The organism is Microbacterium sp. CH-015, assembly GCF_049707015.1.
In the GTDB taxonomy this organism is placed as follows: domain Bacteria; phylum Actinomycetota; class Actinomycetes; order Actinomycetales; family Microbacteriaceae; genus Microbacterium; species Microbacterium aurum.
Genome location: NZ_JBNAFJ010000003.1, coordinates 231,831 through 251,260 on the forward strand (window position 1 = coordinate 231,831; position 19,430 = coordinate 251,260).

The window sequence follows — 19,430 nt, forward strand, 5'->3', positions numbered from 1 at the left end:
CCCGGTTACCGTGAACCATGCCCGCCCGCATCCTGTCGATCGGAACCGCCCTCCCGGCGACGCGTCTGCCGCAGGAACACGTGCGGGATCTGTTCGCCGCCCAGCCCGGCGTCGACCGGCTGACGCGACGGCTCATCCACGCCGCGTTCGACGCGGCGGCGATCGACAGCCGCCGCACCGTGCTCGCGGCTCTCGCGCCGGAGGGCGGGGCTCTCGCGCCGGGCGGCGGCGGGGTTCTCGCGCCCGGCGGGGCTGACGCGCCGGGCAGCGGGGCTGCGCCGGGCAGCGGCGGCGACGCGCCGGGCGGGACGGCTCTCGCGTCGGGCGGCGGGGCTGCTCTCGCGTCCCGCGGCGGGGTGGTAGACGAGCGGATGCCGGTGCGCGACGCCGCCGGGGTGCTGCTGCGGCCCTCGACGGGCACGCGCAACGCCGCCTACGTGCGGCTCGCGCCGCCGCTGTTCGCCGGGGCGGCACGGCGCGCACTGGCCGGAGCGGGGGTCGAGCGCGGCGAGGTCACGCACGTCGTCACGGTTTCGTGCACGGGCCTGTTCGCCCCGGGGCCGGACTACCGACTGGTGCGCGATCTCGGCCTGCCGGCGGGGACCGAGCGGTTCCATCTGGGTTTCGTGGGGTGCGCGGCGGCCCTCCCCGCCCTGCGGCTCGCCGCGGCGCTGTGCGCCGCCGATCCCGCCGCCGTCGTGCTGGTCGCCTGCGCCGAGCTGTGCACGCTGCACTTCCGGCCGTCCGCCGACCCCGAGCAGATCGTCGCGGCATCCGTGTTCGCCGACGGTGCGGCGGCGGCCGTCGTCACGGCCCGCGCCGACCTCACGGCACGGCACGACGGCGCGACCCTCGAGCTCGATCGATTCGGCACGACTCTCACCCGCGAGGGCGAGGCCGATATGGCGTGGACGATCGGCGATGCGGGCTTCGAGATGACCCTCTCGGCGGAGGTTCCCCGCATCATCGGACGCGAGATCCGCGGCGCGGTCGGGGATTTCCTCGCCGGCGAGCGCCCGGACCGGTGGGCGGTACACCCCGGCGGGCGGAGCGTGCTGGACCGCGTGGAGGCCGGGCTCGATCTGCCGCCGGCCGCCCTCGCGCCGTCGCGGACGGTGCTCCGCGAGCACGGGAACATGTCGAGCGCGACGATCCTGTTCATCCTGGCGCGGATGCTCGACGAGCCGGCGGATGCCGACGCCGCCCGCGTCGCGGCTCTCGCCTTCGGTCCGGGGCTCACCGTCGAATCGGCGATGCTCACGCTGCGCGGCGGGGCGGGTGCTGAGGGCGCGGCGAGCGTCGGGGCGCGGGAGGCTGCGGCGGTCGGGGCGGGCGTCGGGGCGCGCGGGGCGGCGGCGGTCGCGGCGGGCACCGCGGCGGAGTCGCGACGGTGAGCCTGCGGGTCCGCGACACCGAGGTGCGGGAGCTGATGGACGATCCGGACTGCGATGCCCGGCGGCTCGCGGCGACGTTCCGGCGCTTCGGCATCGTGAACCGGCTCGTGTCGGGGTGGGGCGGGGTGTACCGCACGCAGCTGCGTCCGCACCTCGCGTCGCTCGCGCGACCCGCCCGCATCCTCGACATCGGCTCCGGGGGTGGGGACCTCGTCGTGCGGCTCGCGGCGCTCGCTCGCCGCGACGGATTCGACGTGGAGTGGACCGGCGCCGATCCCGATCCTCGCGCGCACGCCGCGGCATCCGCCCGTCGCGCGCCGGGCGTGACGTTTCGCTGCACGGATGCCGCCACCCTCGCCGCGGCGGGCGAGCGCTTCGATGCCGTCGTGTCGAATCACGTGCTGCACCATCTCGACGCCGAAGAGCTCGCGGCCTTCGCGGCGGACGCGCTCGCCCTGTCGCGAGGCCCCGTGCTGCTGGCCGACATCGCCCGCGGGCGCCTCGCGTACGCGCTGTATGCGGTCGGGATCACGCCGCTCGCGCCGGGGACATTCCTGCGCACCGACGGCCTGCGGTCGATCCGGCGCAGCTACCGTCCTGATGAACTCGCCGCCGCGCTCGGCGCGCCGTGGCGGGTCGAGGAGCCGGCGCCGTTCCGGCTGCTCGCGATCGGGGCGGGACATGCCTGAGGTTCTCATCGTCGGGGCGGGACCCGTCGGGATCATGCTCGGGGCGGAGCTCACGCGACGCGGGGTGGAGGCGGTCGTCCTCGAGCGCCGGACCGCCGTCGGTGCCGCCTCGCGGGCGATCGGACTGCATGCGCCGGTGCTCGCGGCGCTCGAGGACGGCGGCGCGACCGAGCGCATCCTTCACGGGGCGGTGCGGGTCGCCCGCGGCGAGTGCCGCGGGCTCGGCGCCGACGGTTGGGAACGCCTCGGGACCGTACGGTTCGACCGGCTGTCACTGCGGTTCCCGTTCGTCGCGACGCTGCCGCAGTCGGCGACCGAGGCGGCGCTCGGGCACGGGGGCGCGCCCGTCGTGCGCGGCGAGACGGTGACGGCGATCCGGCGGGACGGGGATCGCGTGCGGGTGCTCTCGTCCGGGGCGGACGGGCAGCGCGAATGGGACGCCGCGGTCGTCGTCGTCGCGGGAGGCTCCGCCGCCCGCGATCTCGTCTACCGGCCGGGCGCGATCGCGGTGCGCCACTATCCGGATCGGTATCTCATGGTCGACGCTCCCGTCCCGGAGCGGGCGGACGCCGAGACCGCCGTGGTCACGCTCGCGCCCGGCGGGGTGCTGGAGTCGTTCCCGCTCCCCGGGGGCCGCCGGCGGTTCGTCGCGTGGGACCGGCGGGACGCGGGTGAGGGGTCGGGGGGTGCGGGGTCGGGTTCGGCTGGCGCGGGGTCGACGGGCGCGGGCGCGGGGTGGCTTGTGGGCGCGGGCGCGGGGTCGCTTGTGGGCGCGGGCGCGGGGTCGGCGGGCGCGGAGTCGGGGTCGCTTGCGGGCGCGGGGTCGGGTTCGGCTGGCGCGGGGTCGCTTGCGGGCACCGCCGCGGAGGATCCGGCGGAACGGGACAGGCGACTGCGCCGCGCGCTGGAGGAGCGCGGTGAAGCGGATGCCGCGGCGAGCGCCATCGGGGCCACGTCATTCCGGGTACGGCGGGCGGTGGCACCGCGCCTGCGGCGCGGCCGGGTGCTCGTCGTGGGCGATGCGGCGCACGAGGTCAGCCCGATCGGCGGGCAGGGGTTGAACCTCGGACTGCTCGACGCAGCGGGACTTGCCCCGCTGCTCACCGGATGGCTGCACACGGGCGTGGCGCCGAATCTCGACCTGGAGCGGTGGGAGCAGCGCCGCGTGCGGTCGGCGCGGATCGCTGCCGGGATCGCGACGCTCAACACCGCCCTCGGCCGGCCGCTCGGCCCCCGCGCCGATGCGGCGCGTTCGGCGGCGCTGCGGGTGGCGCTGTCCGCGGCGTCGGCGCGGGTGTTCGCCCACGCGTACGCGATGGGTTTCGACCGCGGCGCGTGACCCGGCATCCGTTTCCTGGGACGGATTCACCTGGCAGAAGATGCGGCTACGCCACCCCCGACACAGCCACAACCGCCCACCCAACCCGCGGCGCGTGACCCGGCATCCGTTCCCTGGTCAGAAGATGCGGCTACGCGACCCCGAAACAGCCACAACCGCCACCCAACCCGCGGCGCGTGACCGGGCATCCGTTCCCTGGTCAGAAGATGCGGCTACGCGACCATCGATCCAGCCACAACCGCCCACCCAATCCGCGCGCCGAAGCGCCTCACGACCCGCCGGTCGCGACGAGTTGGGCGGCGAGGAGGAGCGCGCAGAGCATCGTCAGACGGAACAGCGCGCGACCGGGCGGATGCCGCAGCGCGCGCACCAGCGTCACGACAGCGACGGCGCCCACGGCGGCGAAGAACAGCCAGGCGACCGGGCCGATCCGACCGAGATCGCCGCCGACGGGTCCCACGAGCACCGCGATCGCACCGACGGCGATGCCGGCGATCGCGACGATGACGGACACACGCGCGCCCAGCCGGTGCGGCAGGCCCCGGATGCCGGTGCGATCATCGTCCTCGAGATCGGGCAGGACGTTCGTGAGGTGCACGGCCGCGCCGAGCGCGGCGCCGGCGAGCGTCGCCCACGGCGTCGCGAGCCGCGGCGGATCGGCCGCGAGCGTCGCCAGCGACGGGAACAGGCCGAAGCTCACGATGAACGGTGCGATCGACCACGCCGACTTCTTGAGGCCGGCGTTGTAGGCCCACGCGGAGGCGAGCGCGACGGCGTGCACAGCGGCCATCGCGAGCCCGAGCACGGCCGACAGGACGAGCGCGACCACCACGGCGGCGGCCGCCGCGACCCACGCCGTGCGCAGGTCGACGTCGCCGCGGGCGATCGGTTTGTCGCGCCGACCGACCGCGCGGTCGCGGGCCGCGTCGATCGCGTCGTTGGAGATTCCGACCGACAACTGGCCCGCCAGCACCGCGACCGCCAGCAGGGCGAGGCGCCACGGCGGCAGGTCCGCGCCGACGCCCAGGGCGACGGCGAGCACCGTCACCACCAGGGACGGCCCGGGGTGCGACGCCGCCCACAGCGCCCGCAGCCGCCGCATCACCGCCCGGACCCTGTCATTCTCCGACGCTAGCCCAGCCACCGCGGGGCCGCGAGGCGCGCCCGTCATTGTCCTGAAAGCAGGCTGGATCGGCCTCCCGCGGCCGCGCCGGGGTGCATTGGGTCGATCCAGCCTGCTTTTGAGACGGGGACGGAACGGAACGGGGCGGCCGGGACGGGTAGAGCCGAGACAGAGCTGGGACGCCGGCTGCGCCGAGACGGCGCCGGCGAGGTGTTCCGAAAGCAGGCTGGATCAGCCTCCAGCGGCCGCGCCGGGGTGCGTCGGGTCGATCCAGCCTGCTTTTGAGACGGGGACGGGCCGGAACGGGTCGGCCGCGGCAGGGGCGGCCGAGACGGAGCCGGGACGCGGGCTGCGCCGAGGCGCGGCGAGACGGCGCCGGCCGGGTGTTCCGAAAGCAGGCTGGATCGGCCTCCCGCGGCCGCGCCGGGGTGCAAGGAGTCGATCTGGCCTGCTTTTGAGACAGGGACGCCCCGGCCCCGACCGCACGCCACCGCCCAGCCCGGCACGCGGACGTGTCAGTCGTCGAGGAGCTCGGCCTCGATCACGTCGTCGTCCGGGTCGGTGCCGGCCGAACCGGATGCCGCGGCATCCGCCGGGGCAGGCCCACTGCTCGTGAGCGCGAGCCCGGATCCGTCCGCCGCGACGTCGACCCGCACGACGTCGCCGTCGTGCACGCCGCCGGAGAGCAGCGCCATCGCGAGCCGGTCCTGGATCTCGGACTGGATGAGCCGCCGTAGCGGCCGCGCGCCGAACAGCGGGTCGTAGCCGCGCTCGGCCAGCCAGGCCCGGGCATCCGGGGTGACCGCGAGGGTCAGCCGGCGCTCATGCAACCGCCGCTGCAGCGCGTCGACCGACAGCTCCACGATCTGCGCGAGGTCGTCCTCGGTCAGCGCCTGGAACATCACGACGTCGTCGAGCCGGTTGAGGAACTCGGGCCGGAACGCCTGGCGCACGAGCGCCATGACCTGCTCGCGCTTCTGTTCGAGGGACAGCGTCGGGTCGATGAGGATCGGCGAGCCGAGGTTCGAGGTGAGGATCAGGATCGTGTTCGTGAAGTCGACCGTGCGGCCCTGGCCGTCGGTCAGCCGCCCGTCGTCGAGCACCTGCAGCAGGATGTCGAACACCTCGGGGTGCGCCTTCTCAACCTCGTCGAGGAGCACGACCGAGTAGGGGCGCCGCCGCACGGCCTCGGTCAGCTGACCACCCTGCTCGTACCCGATGTACCCGGGAGGAGCCCCGACGAGCCGGGCGACGGAGTGCTTCTCGCCGTACTCGCTCATGTCGATGCGGACCATCGCGCGCTCGTCGTCGAAGAGGAACTCTGCGAGCGCCTTCGCGAGCTCGGTCTTGCCGACGCCGGTCGGGCCGAGGAAGAGGAACGAACCGGTCGGCCGGTTCGGGTCGCTGATGCCGGCGCGCGAGCGGCGCACGGCATCCGCCACGGCCTTCACGGCATCCTTCTGGCCGATCAGGCGCTTGCCGAGCTCCGTCTCGAGGTGCACGAGCTTCTCGCTCTCGCCCTGCAGCAGGCGCCCCACCGGGATGCCCGTCCACGCCGCGATGACGGCGGCGATGTCCTCGTCGGTCACCTGCTCGTTGACCATGCGGGGCTCGTCGGCGGGCATCGCCGCCGCGCGCTCCGCGTCGGCGATCTCCTGCTGCAGGCGCTTGATCGTCTCGTACTCGAGCTTCGACGCACGCGCGTAGTCGCCTTCGCGCAGGGCCCGGTCGCGGTCGGTGACGGCCTGGTCGTACTGCTCCTTGAGCTCGCCGACGCGACGGAGCCCACCGCGCTCACGCGCCCAGCGGGCCTCGAGCACCGCGAGTTCGGACTCCGCGGCTTCCATCTGCTCGCGCAGCTTCGCGCGACGCTCCTTCGACGCGTCGTCCTTCTCCTTCTTGAGGGCGAGGTCCTCCAGCCGCATCCGGTCGACGCTGCGGCGCAGCTGGTCGATCTCGACGGGACTCGAGTCGATTTCCATCTTCAACCGGCTCATGGCCTCGTCGATCAGGTCGATGGCCTTGTCGGGCAGCTGCCGCGACGGGATGTAGCGGTTCGAGAGCGCGGCGGCCGCGACGAGCGCGCTGTCGCTGATCGTGACGCCGTGGTGCGCCTCGTAGCGCCCCTTGAGCCCGCGGAGGATCGCGACGGTGTCCTCGACCGAGGGCTCGCCGACGTACACCTGCTGGAAGCGGCGCTCCAGCGCAGCATCCTTCTCGATGAACTCGCGATACTCGTCGAGTGTCGTTGCGCCGATGAGGCGCAGTTCGCCGCGCGCCAGCATGGGCTTCAGCATGTTGGATGCCGCGACCGACCCCTCGCCGCCGCCGGCGCCCATGAGGACGTGCAGCTCGTCGATGAAGGTGATGATGCGCCCGTCGGACTCGGTGATCTCCTTGAGGACGCTCTTCAGGCGCTCCTCGAACTGACCGCGGTACATGGCGCCCGCGACGAGTGCCGAGATGTCGAGCGAGACGAGTTCCTTGTCCTTGAGCGACTCCGCGACGTCGCCGGCGACGATGCGCTGGGCGAGGCCCTCGACGACGGCGGTCTTGCCGACGCCGGGCTCGCCGATGAGCACGGGGTTGTTCTTCGTGCGGCGGGTCAGCACCTGGCTGACGCGGCGGATTTCGCTGTCGCGACCGATCACCGGGTCGAGCTTTCCCTGGCGCGCCCGGTCGGTGAGGTTGATCCCGAACTGTTCGAGGGCGCTCTTCGCTTCCTCCTGCCCGGGCTGCGGGGTGGCGTTCACTTCTTCTCCTTGAGACCTGTCGACTCAAAGTTGAGTCGTTATGGCTCAACTTTACCAGACGAGGCGCATGGATGCCAGGGGCCTGGCCGTCGCGCGCCGTGTCAGGCGGCGGGAGCCTCCGGCGCGCACGCGAACCGCGCGCGGTAGGCCGTCGGCGTCGTGCCGAGCGTGCGCGTGAAGTTCTGGCGGAGGACCGCCGCCGAGCCGAACCCGCACTCGTACGCCACGGCATCCAATCCGAGCTCGGTGCGCTCGAGTAGCCGCTGCGCGTGCAGGATGCGCTGCCGCGCGAGCCACGCCGCGGGAGTCGTGCCGAAGTCGGCCTTGAACCGACGCGCGAACGTGCGCGGAGACATGTGTGCGCGCGCCGCGAGCTGGTCGACCGAGAGCTCGAGCCGCAGGTTCTCGAGCGCCCAGTCGGTCACGGGGGCGAGCGACAGGGAGGTCCTCACCGGCAGGGGCGCCTGGATGAACTGTGCCTGACCGCCGTCGCGCTGCGGCGGCACGACCATGCGGCGAGCGATCGTGTTGGCCATCTCGGCGCCGAGTTCGATCCGCAGCAGGTGCAGGCAGGCATCCAGCCCCGCCGCCGTGCCGGCACTCGTGATGATGCGCCCGTCCTGCACGTACAGGACGTTCGGGTCGACGTCGATCTCGGGGTACATGCTCGCCATCGTGTCGGCGTAACGCCAGTGAGTCGTCGCGCGACGGCCATCCAGCACACCCGCCGCGGCCACGACGAACGAGCCGCTGCAGACGGTCAGCAGCCACGCCTCCCGCGCGACGGCACGCCGGACGACGTCCGTCACCCGCTCATCGACGATCGCCCACGCGTCGCGGGGGATGGGCGTGATGACAACGAGGTCGGCTTCGTCGGCGAACGACAGGTCGTCCTCGACGTTGATCGAGAACCCGAGGTTGCTCGGCACGATGCCCGGCTCGGGCGTCACGATGCGGAAGTCGAAGTTCGGGATGCCGTCGTCCGACCGATCGAGCCCGAACGCCTCGCACGCGAGACCGAACTCGAACGGGGCGAACCCGGGCAACACAACGCAGGCGACGGTCTTCATGGCAGAAATCGTACCATCATGCGCAGTTCTGCCACTTTTGGCGGAATGTTGCCTTGCGTAGCGTTTCTGCCATGATCACTGTACTCGTCGTCACCGGCATCCTGACCGTCGTCGCGTCGGCGGCGACGATTCGCGCGCTGCGCACCGACGGCTACCGCCGCATCCCGACCGACTGGACGCGCCTCCCCTGAGACTGCACGGAGTCCGGCGTGGCGAACTCCTCCATCTCGGGGTTCCACCCGCGATCGAACCGACTCGCCGGGCGCTCTCGGCACGGATTGGAGGAGTTGCGACACCCGCCGCTCGGAGGGTTGCGAACGGCAGTCGCACGAGCGCTGCGGTAGGGCGGCGAACGGCAGATCTACGAGCGCCGCGGCAGGGTGGCGAGCGCGTCGAGCAGGGCGTGCGCCGACCGCTCCCACGAGAAGCGCGCGATGTGCGCCGTGCCCGCGGCGACGACAGCTTCCCGCACGGCGGGGTCGTCGAGCCCCCGCACGGCGGCGGCGAAAGCCTCGGCGTCCTTCCCGGGCACGTAGAGCGCGCCGCCGCCCGCGACCTCGCGGAAGATCGGCATATCGGTCACGACCGCGGGCACGCCCAGCGCGAGCGCCTCGGCGACCGGCAGCCCGTACCCCTCGTCGAGGGATGCCGACACCAGCACCGCCCGATCGGCCAGGAGTGCGGCGTACTCGGCATCCGTCACTCCGCCGTGGAAGACGACCTGCGCACCCGCCGCGCGCGCGATGGTCGACAGCTCCGCGCGGCGCGTGAGCGAGATGCGCGAGAGCAGGTGCAGCGTGCGGCCGGGCAGAAGCCCCGCCGCCCAGATCAGCGTCTCGACGTTCTTGTAGGGCATGAACGAACCCATGTAGACGAGGTTGTCGGCGCCCGGGACGACCTCGGTGCCCGCAGGCAGCAGCTCCGCGAGCCGCTGCGGTGCGTTCGGTACGACGACGACGGGCCGTTTCGTCAGGTGCACGCGCGCGAACTCAGCGGCGCTCGTCTCGCTCACGGTCGCGACGATGTCGGCCGCATCGAGCGTCAGCCGCTGCGGCACGTACGACAGGTGGAACAGGCGCCAGCCGACCCGCACGTACCACGGCAGGTCGCGCGGCGGCGTGCGGTGGCGGTAGTAGATCGTGTCATGGAGGGTCAGGATGAGCCCGAGCCGGCGCCCTGCCGAGCCGATCGTCTGCATGGGCGAGAACACGGCATCCGCCCGATAGCGGTTGAGCAGCACCGCCGTCAGCGGCTCGCGCAGCGCGGTCGGCGCGTGGATCTTGAGCGTCCGCGCGCCCGCGGGAAGCAGCGCGACCTGCGCGTCGTCGTGGATCAGGAAGACGACGTCGACGCCCCGCTCCGGCGCCGCGGCGACCACGGCGGCCGCGAGCTCGGCCGAGTACCGGCTGATGCCGTCGTGGAAGTCGGTGCGGGTGTATCGCGCGTCGAAGAGCAGGCGGAGGGCGGTCATCCGTCAGGCCTCCAGCGGCTCGCCGCGGTAGAGCTTCTCGAACGTGTCGAGCGTCTTCTCGATGTCGTGGATCTCGACGCCGTCGAGAGATGCCTGCTGCATCCGCAGGTACTCCTCGGGCGATGCCGTCAGCACGCGCCGCAGCTTGTCGGCGAGGTCGTCGACGTTCCCCGGCTCGAACAGGTATCCGTTCTCACCGTCGTGCACGAGGTGCGGGAGCGCAACGGCGTTCGCCCCGACGACAGGAAGGCCGGATGCCATCGCCTCCATCGTCGCGATCGACTGCAGCTCGGCGATCGACGCGATCGCGAAGACGTCCGCCTTGCCGTACGAGGCGCGCAGCTCGTCCTCGGGGACGCGGCCGTGGAAGCGCACACGATCTTGGATGCCGAGGCGCTGGGCCGTCTGCTCGAGGTTGCGGCGCTGGTCTCCCCCGCCGACGACGTCGAACGTGATGTCGGGGATCTCGGGCACGAGCTTCGCGACGGCGGCGAGGATGACCTCGACGTGCTTCTCGGTCGTGAGACGTCCCACGAACAGCACCCGCGTGTGCGCGCGCGGCGTGAGGTCGGGGGTGTAGGTGCGCTTGTCGATGCCACAGCTGATCGGGATGACACCTTCGATGTCGATCGTGTTCTCGAGGAACTCCGCCGCCTTGCGGGTGGGCGTCGTCACGGCGCGCGACATGTCGAATGTGCGCTTCGCGTCATCCCACGCGAGCTTCACGACGATCTTGTCGAGAAGGGGCGGCAGGGTCGTGAAGTCGATGACGTTCTCGGCCATCACGTGATTGGTGGCGATCACGGGGATGCCGCGCTGGCGGGCGATGCGCGTGAGCGCTCGGCCGAGCACGATGTGCGACTGGCTGTGCACGACATCCGCGGGCACTTCGTCGAGGATCCGGCGCGAGTAGTGCTTCGCCCTCCAGGGCAGCACGAACCGCAGCCAGTCGTGCGGGTAGTAGCGCCACCCCGGCGGGCGGTGCACGGTGAGCTCCTGGCCCTCGATCGTCTCGCGGAACGTGCCGTGGTCACGGTGTCTGACGCTCGGCGTCACGACGTGCACGTCGTGACCGCGGCCGACGAGACCCGCCGCGAGGCGCTCTGCGAAACGCGCGGCACCGTTGACGTCGGGCGCGAAGGTGTCGGCGGCGATGACGATCGTGAGGGGCCGCCGCTCTGCGGCGGGATCGCCGCCCGCGGGCGATGTCGCGGGGGAGGTCACGAGCGGGTAGCTGCCTATCTCTGCACGTCTGTGGAGCGTCGGTGTCGAACGAGTCGACGCGGGCGAGTCTACCCGAGGGCCCGCGCGGCGCCCGGGTCCGCGCCGCGCGTCGGGCGGGGAGCTCTCCCCATCGAGATCAAGCCCGCCGATCTGGCACTCGCGGACAAGGTGCTGGATGCCAGGATGGATCGGTGAGTCCTGCCACCCGCGACCGGATCGAGCGCCTGTCGATCCGGATCGACTACGCCCTGATCGCGTCAATCGTGCTGTGTTTGCTGATCCCCGTGATCGCGCAGCTCGTCGCGGCCTTCGTGCACGGACTCACGACGGGCACGTGGTTGGAGGCACAGGGCCTCTACACGGAAGGCGACTTCACGCTGTGGGACACGCAACTCTGGCTCGCGTGGGTGCCCGTCGTACTCCTCGCCGCGTGGGTCATCGTCACCCTTCCGGTGCCGCTGCGCCGCCCGGGCGTCGCGGGCAGGTTCAATCAGCTGATTACGGCCGTCGGTGTCCTCGTCGCGACGGTGCCCCGTGTGGTCGGTGGGCTTGCGTCGCCAGACATCCCTAACTGGGGAACCGAGAGCATCTTCGTCGTGATCCTCGCGATTGGGGGCCTCATCGTCGCCCGCATCCTGCTCGGCTGGCTACGCCTGGTACCGAGGTCCTGGCGGGTCTACCTCGACGAGAACGGCAACGTCGTCAAACCCACCCCGATGGGCCGAGCCCGGAGGCGCAACCCCCTCGCGGACGTCCCCCAATGACCACCGCCTCGCGGGCCCACTCGGGGTACCGTGGCACCCTCACGGCGCATGCCGACGGTGCGCCGACGGTGCCAGGATGGGCGGCATGACGACGTCCGATTCCTCCCCGCAACCGACCGCGGCTGACGAGCGCGCCGCCGGGCGCACGCAGCGCCGACGCGCGCCGCGGCGCGCGCTGTCTCAGCTCGCCACGAGCGGCCGCGATCCCCTCGGCATCCTCGCCGCGCAGAACGAGACGCGCCTTCCCGATCTCGTGCCGCTGCGCGCCGAGCGCATGGCGGCGAGCGCGTTCGCGTTCTACCGCGGCACGGCGGCGCTTATGGCCGCCGACCTCGCCGCGGGCCCGAGCTCCGGCATCCAGGTCGCGTCTTGCGGCGACGCGCATGTCGCGAACTTCGGGTTCTACGCGTCGCCGCAGCGGACGCTCGTGTTCGACCTCAACGACTTCGACGAAGCGGCGTGGGCGCCGTGGGAGTGGGACGTCAAGCGCCTCGTCGCGAGCATCGTCGTCGCCGGTCAGGCCACGGCGCGCGATGACGCCGTGACGCGGGATGCCGCCGAGGCGGCCGTGCGCCAGTACGCGACGGCGCTGCGGCAGGGCCAGCTCGCGCCGCCCATCGAGCGCTACTACCAGCACTTCGACGCGGCCGGCGGGCTGCGCTCGGGCAGCAAGGACGCCCGGCGCACCCTCCGGGCCGCGATCGCGAGCGCGCAGAAGCGCACGGGCGAGAAGGCGACCCGCAAGCTCACGGTGCTGGGCGAGGACGGCCGGCGGAGGTTCGTCGAAGAGCCCCCGACGATGACCCACATCGGCCCCGAGCTCGAGGCGCGCGTCACCAGCTCACTCCACGAGTACCTCGCGACGACGCGCGCCGACATCCGCCTGCTCGTCTCGCACTACACGGCGACCGACACGGTGCGCCGGGTCGTCGGCGTGGGCAGCGTCGGCACGCGCTGCTACGTGACGGTCCTGGTCGCCCGCGACGGCAGCGCCCTGCTCATGCAGACGAAGGAGGCGGGGCGCAGCGTCCTCGTCGAATACGGCGGATGCCCGCAGTCGCCCGAGATCACCGAGTTCGTCGCGCAGACCGGCGAGGGCGGCCGCGTCGTCGCGTTGCAGCGCATTCTGCAGGGGGTGTCGGATCCGCTCCTCGGGCACTTCCGCGGGACGTCGCACGACTACTACGTGCGTCAGTTCCGCGACATGAAGGGCGGCATCGACGCCGAGACGCTCGATGACGCGACCTTCCGCCTGTACGCCAAGGCGTGCGCGGCCGTGCTCGCGCGCGCCCACGGCCAGTCGCCGACGGCGGGGCAGGTCGTCGGCTACATCGGCGACGCCAAGGCCGTCACCGAGGCGATCGTCGAGTGGTCGTACGCGTACGCGGCGCTCTCGCGCGCCGACTACGACGCGTTCGTCGCCGCAGCGGGGTAGACCGCGCTCGGTTCGGTTGCCAGTTCGTGCGGGTATCGGGCATCCATTCGCGCACGAGCTGGCAACCGGGGTCAGTAAGGCACGCCGGCGTGCAGGATCACGTTCGCGAACGGGGTGAACTCCCCCGAGCGCACGAACGCCCGCGCGCCCTGCGACAGCGCCTTGAACTCGAGGTGCGGCACGAGCCGAACCTCGACGCCGATGGCCGCAAGCCGCTCCGCCAGCACGGCGAACACGTCGGGGTTCTCGCGCGCCATCTCCTCCGCCGCCGTCGCGCCCTCGACCTGGAGCTCGGCCAGCACCGCATCCAGCACGTCGACGAACGACGGGATGCCGGGGCGCAGCGCCAGGTCGATGCGTTCCACATCGAGTGGGATCGGCAACCCGGCATCCGTCACGACGATGAGGTCCGTGTGGCCTGTCGCCGTGATCGTGCGCGCGAGGTCCGGGTGCAGAATGCCCGGCGCACCGTCGAGGCGACGCATGTCAGACGTTCACGACGCCGGCGAGGTTCACCTTGATGCCGATGCGGTCGAACATCGCGGCCTTCGCGATGAGCGCCTTGTCGGCGGTCTCGGCATCCGGCGCGTAGACGACCTGCGCGTGGTTCGCCTTGTGGCGGGCCATGAACTGGTCGCGCGTGATGCCGTGCAGGACGACGTGTGCGATGGGCCACTCGGGGTTCGTCGCGCTCTTGCGGCGCTGGGTCTCCGCCTCGGGCAGCTCGACGACTGTCCCACGGAACACATCCGCCTGCAGGATGCCGTCCTCGATGAACACCCGCGAGAGCACGACCTCGCCGGGCTTGGAGACCCCGTTGATCGTCGCGCCGCCGGCGGGGAAGAACACGTGCCCCTGCCGCCAGCCCTCGGCCTTGTCCCAGCCGCCGAGATGCGACGCGGGCACGGAGCCCGAGATCTCGTACACCCACACGAACTCGCCGTCGAACTCCTCGCCCCAGCGCACGTCGTGCAGCGTGTTGTCGGGCACGAGGCCCATCGCCGTCCAGACCCGATCGGTGATGAGCGCGTCGACCGCCACCCCCTCGTCGACCTCGTTGAAGTGCGGGAACGCGCGGCCCGCGTGCAGTTCGCGCTTGCCGTCGCGCGAGAACACCGGGGGCCGCTCGGTCGAGTTCAGGATGCCCTCGGCGAGATCGGATGCCGGCACGACATCCTTCAGACCCTGCTGGTACTGGATGCCGACGGCATCCAGTCCGAAATCGTCCGCGATGCGGAGGGCCGCGATGTACATCTTCAGCTGCCACTGCACCTGCTCGCGGGTGAGCTCGGTCGCGGCATCCTCGCCGTAGACGAAGGTCATGCCGTGACCCGTCAGCCAGTCGTAGGCGGCGTCGGCGTCGGCGTCGGGCACGACGCGCATCTCCGCGAAGAGGGCAGACTGCGACAGCCGTTCTTTGTAGATGCCGAGCGGGTTCAGCAGCTCGTCGTCGAAGATCGCGTTGTACATGCCCATGCAGCCCTCGTCGAAGACTCCGATGATGGCCTTGTCGGTGAGCAGCTGGTCGCCGAGGGCTTCGCCGAGCTGCTTCTCGGGGCTGTCGGGCAGGGCCGGCAGGGCGCGCACGTGCGACGCGTCGTGCGTGATGCGGCCCGTCTCGGACCACTCCGCGAGACCCTTCGCGAACCACTCGTCGTCGAAGTCGACCGACCAGATGGTCGCGTAGTCCTTGCCCATCTTGGTGAGGCTCGCGTTGAGGTTCAGCAGGCCCACCAGGCCCGGCCAGTCGGGCGCGAAGTTCGCGACCGTGAGGATCGGGCCCTCGTGCGTGCGCAGCCCCGCGAGCACGTGGTGCGAGTACTGCCAGTTCGAGATCGCGACGACCAGCGGCGCGTCGACAGGGATGCTCTGGAAGACCTCGAGGCCCATCCGCTGGCTCGAGATGTAGCCGTGCCCGGTTGCGGGGTCGACGCCGAAGGGCCGGATGACCTGCCATCCGAGGCCCTCGAGAGCACCGGTGACGGCCGCCTCGAGCTCGACCTGCACGGGCCAGCCCGCGACGTTCGCCGACTCGCGGAGGTCCCCCGAGGTGATGAGGTAGGCGGTGTGAGGGGCGGATGCCGGCCGCTCCGCGACCGTCGGGAGGGTGTAGGTCATGGTGTCTCCTGGGGTGTGTGGTCGGTGGTGCCCCGCACGGTGTCGCCGGGGAGGAGGTGCGCAGAGCCGGAGGCGTGATGCCCCCGCAGGACGAGTCGGTCGAGGTCGAGTCGCCCGCCGAGGAGCGTGAGCGCGATCTCGTCGCCGGTGATCGCGGCGGTGCCCCATCCGTCGCCGGTCGTGAAGAGGAAGGTGCCATCGGATGCCGGGTCGAACGACAGCTCGCGCGTCGCACCGTCCCACTGCGCTCCGCTGAAGGCGAGGAGAAGCCCCCACGACGCCAGCGAGCGGGCGTAGTGGTTGCCACACTCGATCTCGTTCCACGGGCTGCGCGCGCCACCGTCGTACCGCGCGCGAAGCACCCGTTCGACGTGCAGCGCCTCGTCGCGAAGACCCGCGAAGGCCAGGGTCGTCGCGACCTGGTGCTCAACGCCGGTCCACACCTCGTCGGAGTAGACGAACGGGATGACGGGGCGCCCGCCGCGCGGCCAGGATGCCAGGAGCAGACCGCCCTCGTCGTTCAGCGCGTACACGCGCTGCGTGCTCTCGTGCGTCGTGAGGTCCTCGCGCAGGTTGTGGCGCACGATCGCGACCAGCGCGCTGCGCAGATGTTCGCGCGGCAGCAGATCGCCGAGCCCGCCGAGGTAGGCGTGGAACTGTCCGAGCAGCTGGTCGGACAGCACGCCCTCGCCGTACTGGTACCGATGCGCATCGACGTCGTCGATGACCTGCCGGTAGTACTCGCCGTTGTAGAGCAGGCGGTCCATCGCCTCGGCTACGGTGTCGGCGCGCGCGCGCCAGTCGGCGGCGAGCGCGGCGTCGCCGAGGTGCTCCGCCATCCGGATGCCCGCGCGCAGCGCCGCGAGGAACATCGAGTTCGCGAGCGGATCGATGCCGTGGAACTCGATGTCGTACGTGTTGTGCAGCTCACCGTCGATGAGTCCGTCGCCGTCGCGATCCCACTCGCGGATCGCGTGCGCGAGCGTGCGCACGGCTGCGGGCCAGAGCTCCCGCAGGAAGGCGTCGTCGCCGGAGAATCGCCACTCACGGTGGAGGCGGAGGAACGTCCCGAGCTGCCCGTCGACGGCGGGGGTCATGAACCACGCGGGTGCTTCGAACACCCGGTTCGAGCGGAACTTCTGCGCCCCGTCGTCGTCGGTCTCGAGCAGGAACTCGACCCGCCGCGCCGATCGCTCGAGCTCGGGGAAGAGCCACGCCACCGTCTGCGCGTACGACCAGACGTGGGTGCACGTGCCCTCGCACGACCCGCCGCGATCGAAGGACCCTTCCCACGCGAGGAAGACCGGGCCCTCGCCGAGGGCGGGGTTCGGCGTCTCGACGACGAAGCACGTGGTCGAGCGCGCGGCGGCGATGTTCGCGCCGACGGCATCCGCGACGACGGGGTCGAGGCCGCCGCCGTAGAGCGCGTCGACGAACGCGGTCGTCGACGCCTCGAGCTGCGGGAGGCGCGCGTGCAGATCGGCGGCGGCGGCCCAGGCATCCGGCCACAGCGTCGCATAACGGTTGCGCACCACCTCGCCGCCGTGCGGGTCGTCGAAGATGATGTGGCCGAGCCAGCCGCGGTGACGGTTCGGGAAGCTCCACGAGAGCACGAACTCGAACGTGCGCGTCTCACCCGGCGCGAGCTCGTGCACGATGCCGAGGGATCCGGTCCGCAGCCTCGGGAGCTTCTCGAAGAGCTGCTCCTCGGTGAGCTCGCCGCCGGTGTCGGAGTCGGCGAAGAGCCCACGCGGACGATCTTCGAGGGTGGCGCGCGGCTCGGGTGCGAGCAGTCCGTCGTCGCTGAAGTCGGTCCAGAACAGTCGCGCGCCGTCGGGCCAGAAACCGACCGCCCACTGCGGCTTGACCGTCGTCGAGGGGTCGGTCGTCGTGAGTGACATCGTGCCGTAGCCGAAGTCGTCGCTCGGAAGCGCGACGCCGAAATCGAGCCCGCGCACGTCGCCCTCGTCGCGCCAGGCGACCGTCTGCGCCGCGCGCATGCCGAACGGACCTTCGCCGCGGCCCGCAGTGTGCGTGAGGGATCCCGCGATCGTCACGGCGACGGGAACGTCGGCCGGGTTTGTCACCGAATAGCGCAGGACGGCGGCGGGGATGCCGGAGGCATCGGCATCGAGGGGCACGAGCGGGGTGAACGCCCGTAGCGACACCTGCACGGGCAGCACGTCGTCGAAGAAGTCGATGTCGACGACCGGGTACTCGCCGTGCATCGTCGCGCCCGCGAGGCGCGGAAGACCCGCGAGCCGGTCGAAAGCGTACCCCGCGTCCCAGTCGTGGCGCCCGGTCATCCGCGCTTCGAGCACGCGGGCGACAGCCGCCCCGCCTGCTGGCTTCGCGTGGATCGCGAAGAACGAGTACGGGTTGATGCGGCCTTTGTCGGGCAGGTTCTCGAGCTCCCAGTCGCGCAGTTCGCCGCGGGCGCCCAGCGACACGTTGCCCGTGCCGATTCCGCCGAGCGGGAAGGCAGCGCGTTCGGCGGTGTGCGGGATCCCGCGCGCACGGCGGGGGCTGTTCGCGGCGCTCACGAGGCCTCCCGCTGCCTGTCCGCGAGCTCGTGCGCGAGCTGCCGCGTGCTCGCGTAGAGGCCGAGGTACTGCGCGAACAGCTCGTCGTAGAACGCGGTCGTCTCCGCGCGCGGCTCGATGCGGCGGACGACCGGATTCCACACGTCGATGCGTGCCGCGCCGAGCACGGTGGATGCCGCGAGGAACGCAGCCCCGTAGCTCGCGCCGATCGTGGTCGAGGGGACTTCCTGGACGAGACCCGTCACATCCGACACGATCTGCAGCCAGAGGTCACCCTGCGTGCCCCCACCGACCGCGACGATACGGCGGATGTCGGCGCCCGCCGCCCGCATGGTCTCGACGTTGTGACGCACCCCCATGGCGGTGGCCTCGAGCGCCGCCCGATACAGGTGTCCGCGCGTGTGCGAGAGCGTGAGCCCCGCAACGACGCCGCGCGCGTCGGGGTCGAGGATCGGCGTGCGCTCGCCCGCGAAGTACGGAAGCATGACGAGTCCGTCGGCGCCCGGACCGGCATCCTGCGCTTCGGCGAGAAGCGTCGGGTAGTCGGCACCGGTCAGGTCTTTCAGCCACGCCGTCAGCGCGCCCGAGGTCGCGAGGCCGCCAGCGAGGTTCCGCGTTCCGGGGAAGGCCCCGACGGTCGTCCACATCGAGGGCGTGCGTAGCGTCTCGTCGCCCGTCGCGACGAGGAACATCGTCGTGCCGTACATCAGCATGAGGTCGCCGACCTCGTGGGCGCCGACGCTCACCGCCTCCGACCACGCGTCGATCGTTCCGGTGATGACGGGCGTCCCGGCGGGGATGCCGGTCTCGGCAGCCGCGTCGGCGGTCACCGCGCCGGCGACATCGCCCGCCCAGGCCAGTTGGGGCTGTTCGATCCCGGGGGCGTACCGTGCCCAGAGGTCGTCGTCCCAAGCCTCGCGCTCGACGTCGTAGAGGGGGCTCATCTGACTGGCGGACTGGTGGTCGAGCGTGTACGCGCCGGTCAGGTGACGCCCGAGCCACGAGGCCGGCATGAACAGACGACGCGCACGGGCGTACGCGTCGGGCTCCTCGTCGGCGATCCATACGACCTTGGGTCCGCCCGCCTGAGACGTGAGGCGCGAGCCGCCGATGCGGACGACCTCGTCCTCGCCGAGTTCGGCGGTCATGCGCGCCCCCTGCTCAGTGGCGCGCGTGTCGACGCCGTAGAGGATGGCGGGGCGGACGGGCCGGTCGCCTTCGTCGGCGAGCAGGACGCACGGTCCCATCCCGCTCACCCCGACCGCGGTGACCGCGGCATCCGGCACTGCGGAGAGCAGCTCACGCGAGAGAGCGACGAACTCGGACCACCACACGTCGGCATCCATCTCGACCCATCCACTGTGGGGACGGGAGACCTCGTGAGCCCGGGTCGCGGTGGCCAGGATGGCCCCGTCGTCGGCGACGAGCACGCCTTTCGTACTCGACGTGCCTACGTCGACGCCGAGCGTGGCTCGCACAGTCATGCGTCCTCCTTGATCGCGACCGA

General features: G+C 71.9%; 14 protein-coding genes. 5 read left to right on the plus strand and 9 right to left on the minus strand.

The window, feature by feature from the left end:
* The first annotated feature begins 17 nt into the window (after positions 1-17).
* The 3 genes from ACPYN4_RS07635 to ACPYN4_RS07645 are packed head-to-tail and all read left to right on the plus strand — an operon-like array spanning position 18 to position 3,422.
* On the plus strand, positions 18-1,394 hold the full coding sequence (locus ACPYN4_RS07635; RefSeq protein ID WP_424446046.1) for a type III polyketide synthase: 1,377 nt from the start codon (positions 18-20) through the stop codon (positions 1,392-1,394).
* Positions 1,391-2,083 (plus strand): methyltransferase domain-containing protein, encoded by a 693-nt coding sequence (locus ACPYN4_RS07640; RefSeq protein ID WP_239279549.1) that lies wholly within the window; start codon positions 1,391-1,393, stop codon positions 2,081-2,083. The genes ACPYN4_RS07635 and ACPYN4_RS07640 overlap by 4 nt, the downstream gene beginning before the upstream one ends.
* Complete coding sequence (locus ACPYN4_RS07645; protein ID WP_424446047.1) at positions 2,076-3,422, plus strand: FAD-dependent monooxygenase; 1,347 nt, start codon at positions 2,076-2,078, stop codon at positions 3,420-3,422. Before ACPYN4_RS07640 ends, ACPYN4_RS07645 begins: the two co-directional genes overlap by 8 nt.
* 268 nt (positions 3,423-3,690) lie before the next feature.
* On the opposite strand, the gene ACPYN4_RS07650 is transcribed toward ACPYN4_RS07645, so the two are convergent.
* The 5 genes from ACPYN4_RS07650 to ACPYN4_RS07670 form a co-directional block, all read right to left on the minus strand.
* Complete coding sequence (locus ACPYN4_RS07650) at positions 3,691-4,524, minus strand: UbiA family prenyltransferase (protein WP_287271173.1); 834 nt, start codon at positions 4,522-4,524, stop codon at positions 3,691-3,693.
* Positions 4,525-5,060: 536 nt separating this feature from the next.
* The gene (locus ACPYN4_RS07655) at positions 5,061-7,298 is read right to left on the minus strand and encodes an ATP-dependent Clp protease ATP-binding subunit (protein WP_424446048.1); all 2,238 of its coding nucleotides are present in this window, start codon (positions 7,296-7,298) and stop codon (positions 5,061-5,063) included.
* A 101-nt stretch (positions 7,299-7,399) separates the two neighbouring features.
* The gene (locus tag ACPYN4_RS07660) at positions 7,400-8,368 is read right to left on the minus strand and encodes a GlxA family transcriptional regulator (RefSeq protein ID WP_281652263.1); all 969 of its coding nucleotides are present in this window, start codon (positions 8,366-8,368) and stop codon (positions 7,400-7,402) included.
* A gap of 361 nt (positions 8,369-8,729) precedes the next feature.
* Positions 8,730-9,839, minus strand: coding sequence for a glycosyltransferase family 4 protein (locus ACPYN4_RS07665; protein WP_281652262.1), 1,110 nt, complete (start codon positions 9,837-9,839; stop codon positions 8,730-8,732).
* Positions 9,840-9,842: 3 nt separating this feature from the next.
* Positions 9,843-11,063, minus strand: a complete 1,221-nt coding sequence (locus tag ACPYN4_RS07670) for a glycosyltransferase (RefSeq protein ID WP_424446049.1) — start codon at positions 11,061-11,063, stop codon at positions 9,843-9,845.
* Positions 11,064-11,254: 191 nt separating this feature from the next.
* On the opposite strand from ACPYN4_RS07670, the gene ACPYN4_RS07675 reads away from it, so the two are divergent.
* Positions 11,255-11,827 carry a hypothetical protein gene (locus ACPYN4_RS07675; protein WP_281652260.1) on the plus strand — a complete coding sequence of 191 codons (573 nt, stop codon included), beginning with the start codon at positions 11,255-11,257 and terminating at the stop codon, positions 11,825-11,827.
* An 85-nt stretch (positions 11,828-11,912) separates the two neighbouring features.
* Complete coding sequence (locus ACPYN4_RS07680) at positions 11,913-13,262, plus strand: DUF2252 domain-containing protein (RefSeq protein ID WP_281652259.1); 1,350 nt, start codon at positions 11,913-11,915, stop codon at positions 13,260-13,262.
* 71 nt (positions 13,263-13,333) lie between these two features.
* On the opposite strand, the gene rbsD is transcribed toward ACPYN4_RS07680, so the two are convergent.
* Genes rbsD through ACPYN4_RS07700 form a run of 4 tightly spaced genes read right to left on the minus strand, consistent with a single transcriptional unit; the run spans position 13,334 to position 19,407 of the window.
* Positions 13,334-13,747, minus strand: a complete 414-nt coding sequence (gene rbsD / locus ACPYN4_RS07685) for a D-ribose pyranase (protein ID WP_281652258.1) — start codon at positions 13,745-13,747, stop codon at positions 13,334-13,336.
* A gap of 1 nt (position 13,748) precedes the next feature.
* The gene (locus ACPYN4_RS07690; RefSeq protein ID WP_281652257.1) at positions 13,749-15,380 is read right to left on the minus strand and encodes a fucose isomerase; all 1,632 of its coding nucleotides are present in this window, start codon (positions 15,378-15,380) and stop codon (positions 13,749-13,751) included.
* The gene (locus tag ACPYN4_RS07695; RefSeq protein ID WP_281652256.1) at positions 15,377-17,923 is read right to left on the minus strand and encodes a GH116 family glycosyl-hydrolase; all 2,547 of its coding nucleotides are present in this window, start codon (positions 17,921-17,923) and stop codon (positions 15,377-15,379) included. Before ACPYN4_RS07695 ends, ACPYN4_RS07690 begins: the two co-directional genes overlap by 4 nt.
* Positions 17,920-19,407 carry an FGGY-family carbohydrate kinase gene (locus ACPYN4_RS07700; protein WP_281652255.1) on the minus strand — a complete coding sequence of 496 codons (1,488 nt, stop codon included), beginning with the start codon at positions 19,405-19,407 and terminating at the stop codon, positions 17,920-17,922. Before ACPYN4_RS07700 ends, ACPYN4_RS07695 begins: the two co-directional genes overlap by 4 nt.
* Positions 19,408-19,430 lie beyond the last annotated feature (23 nt).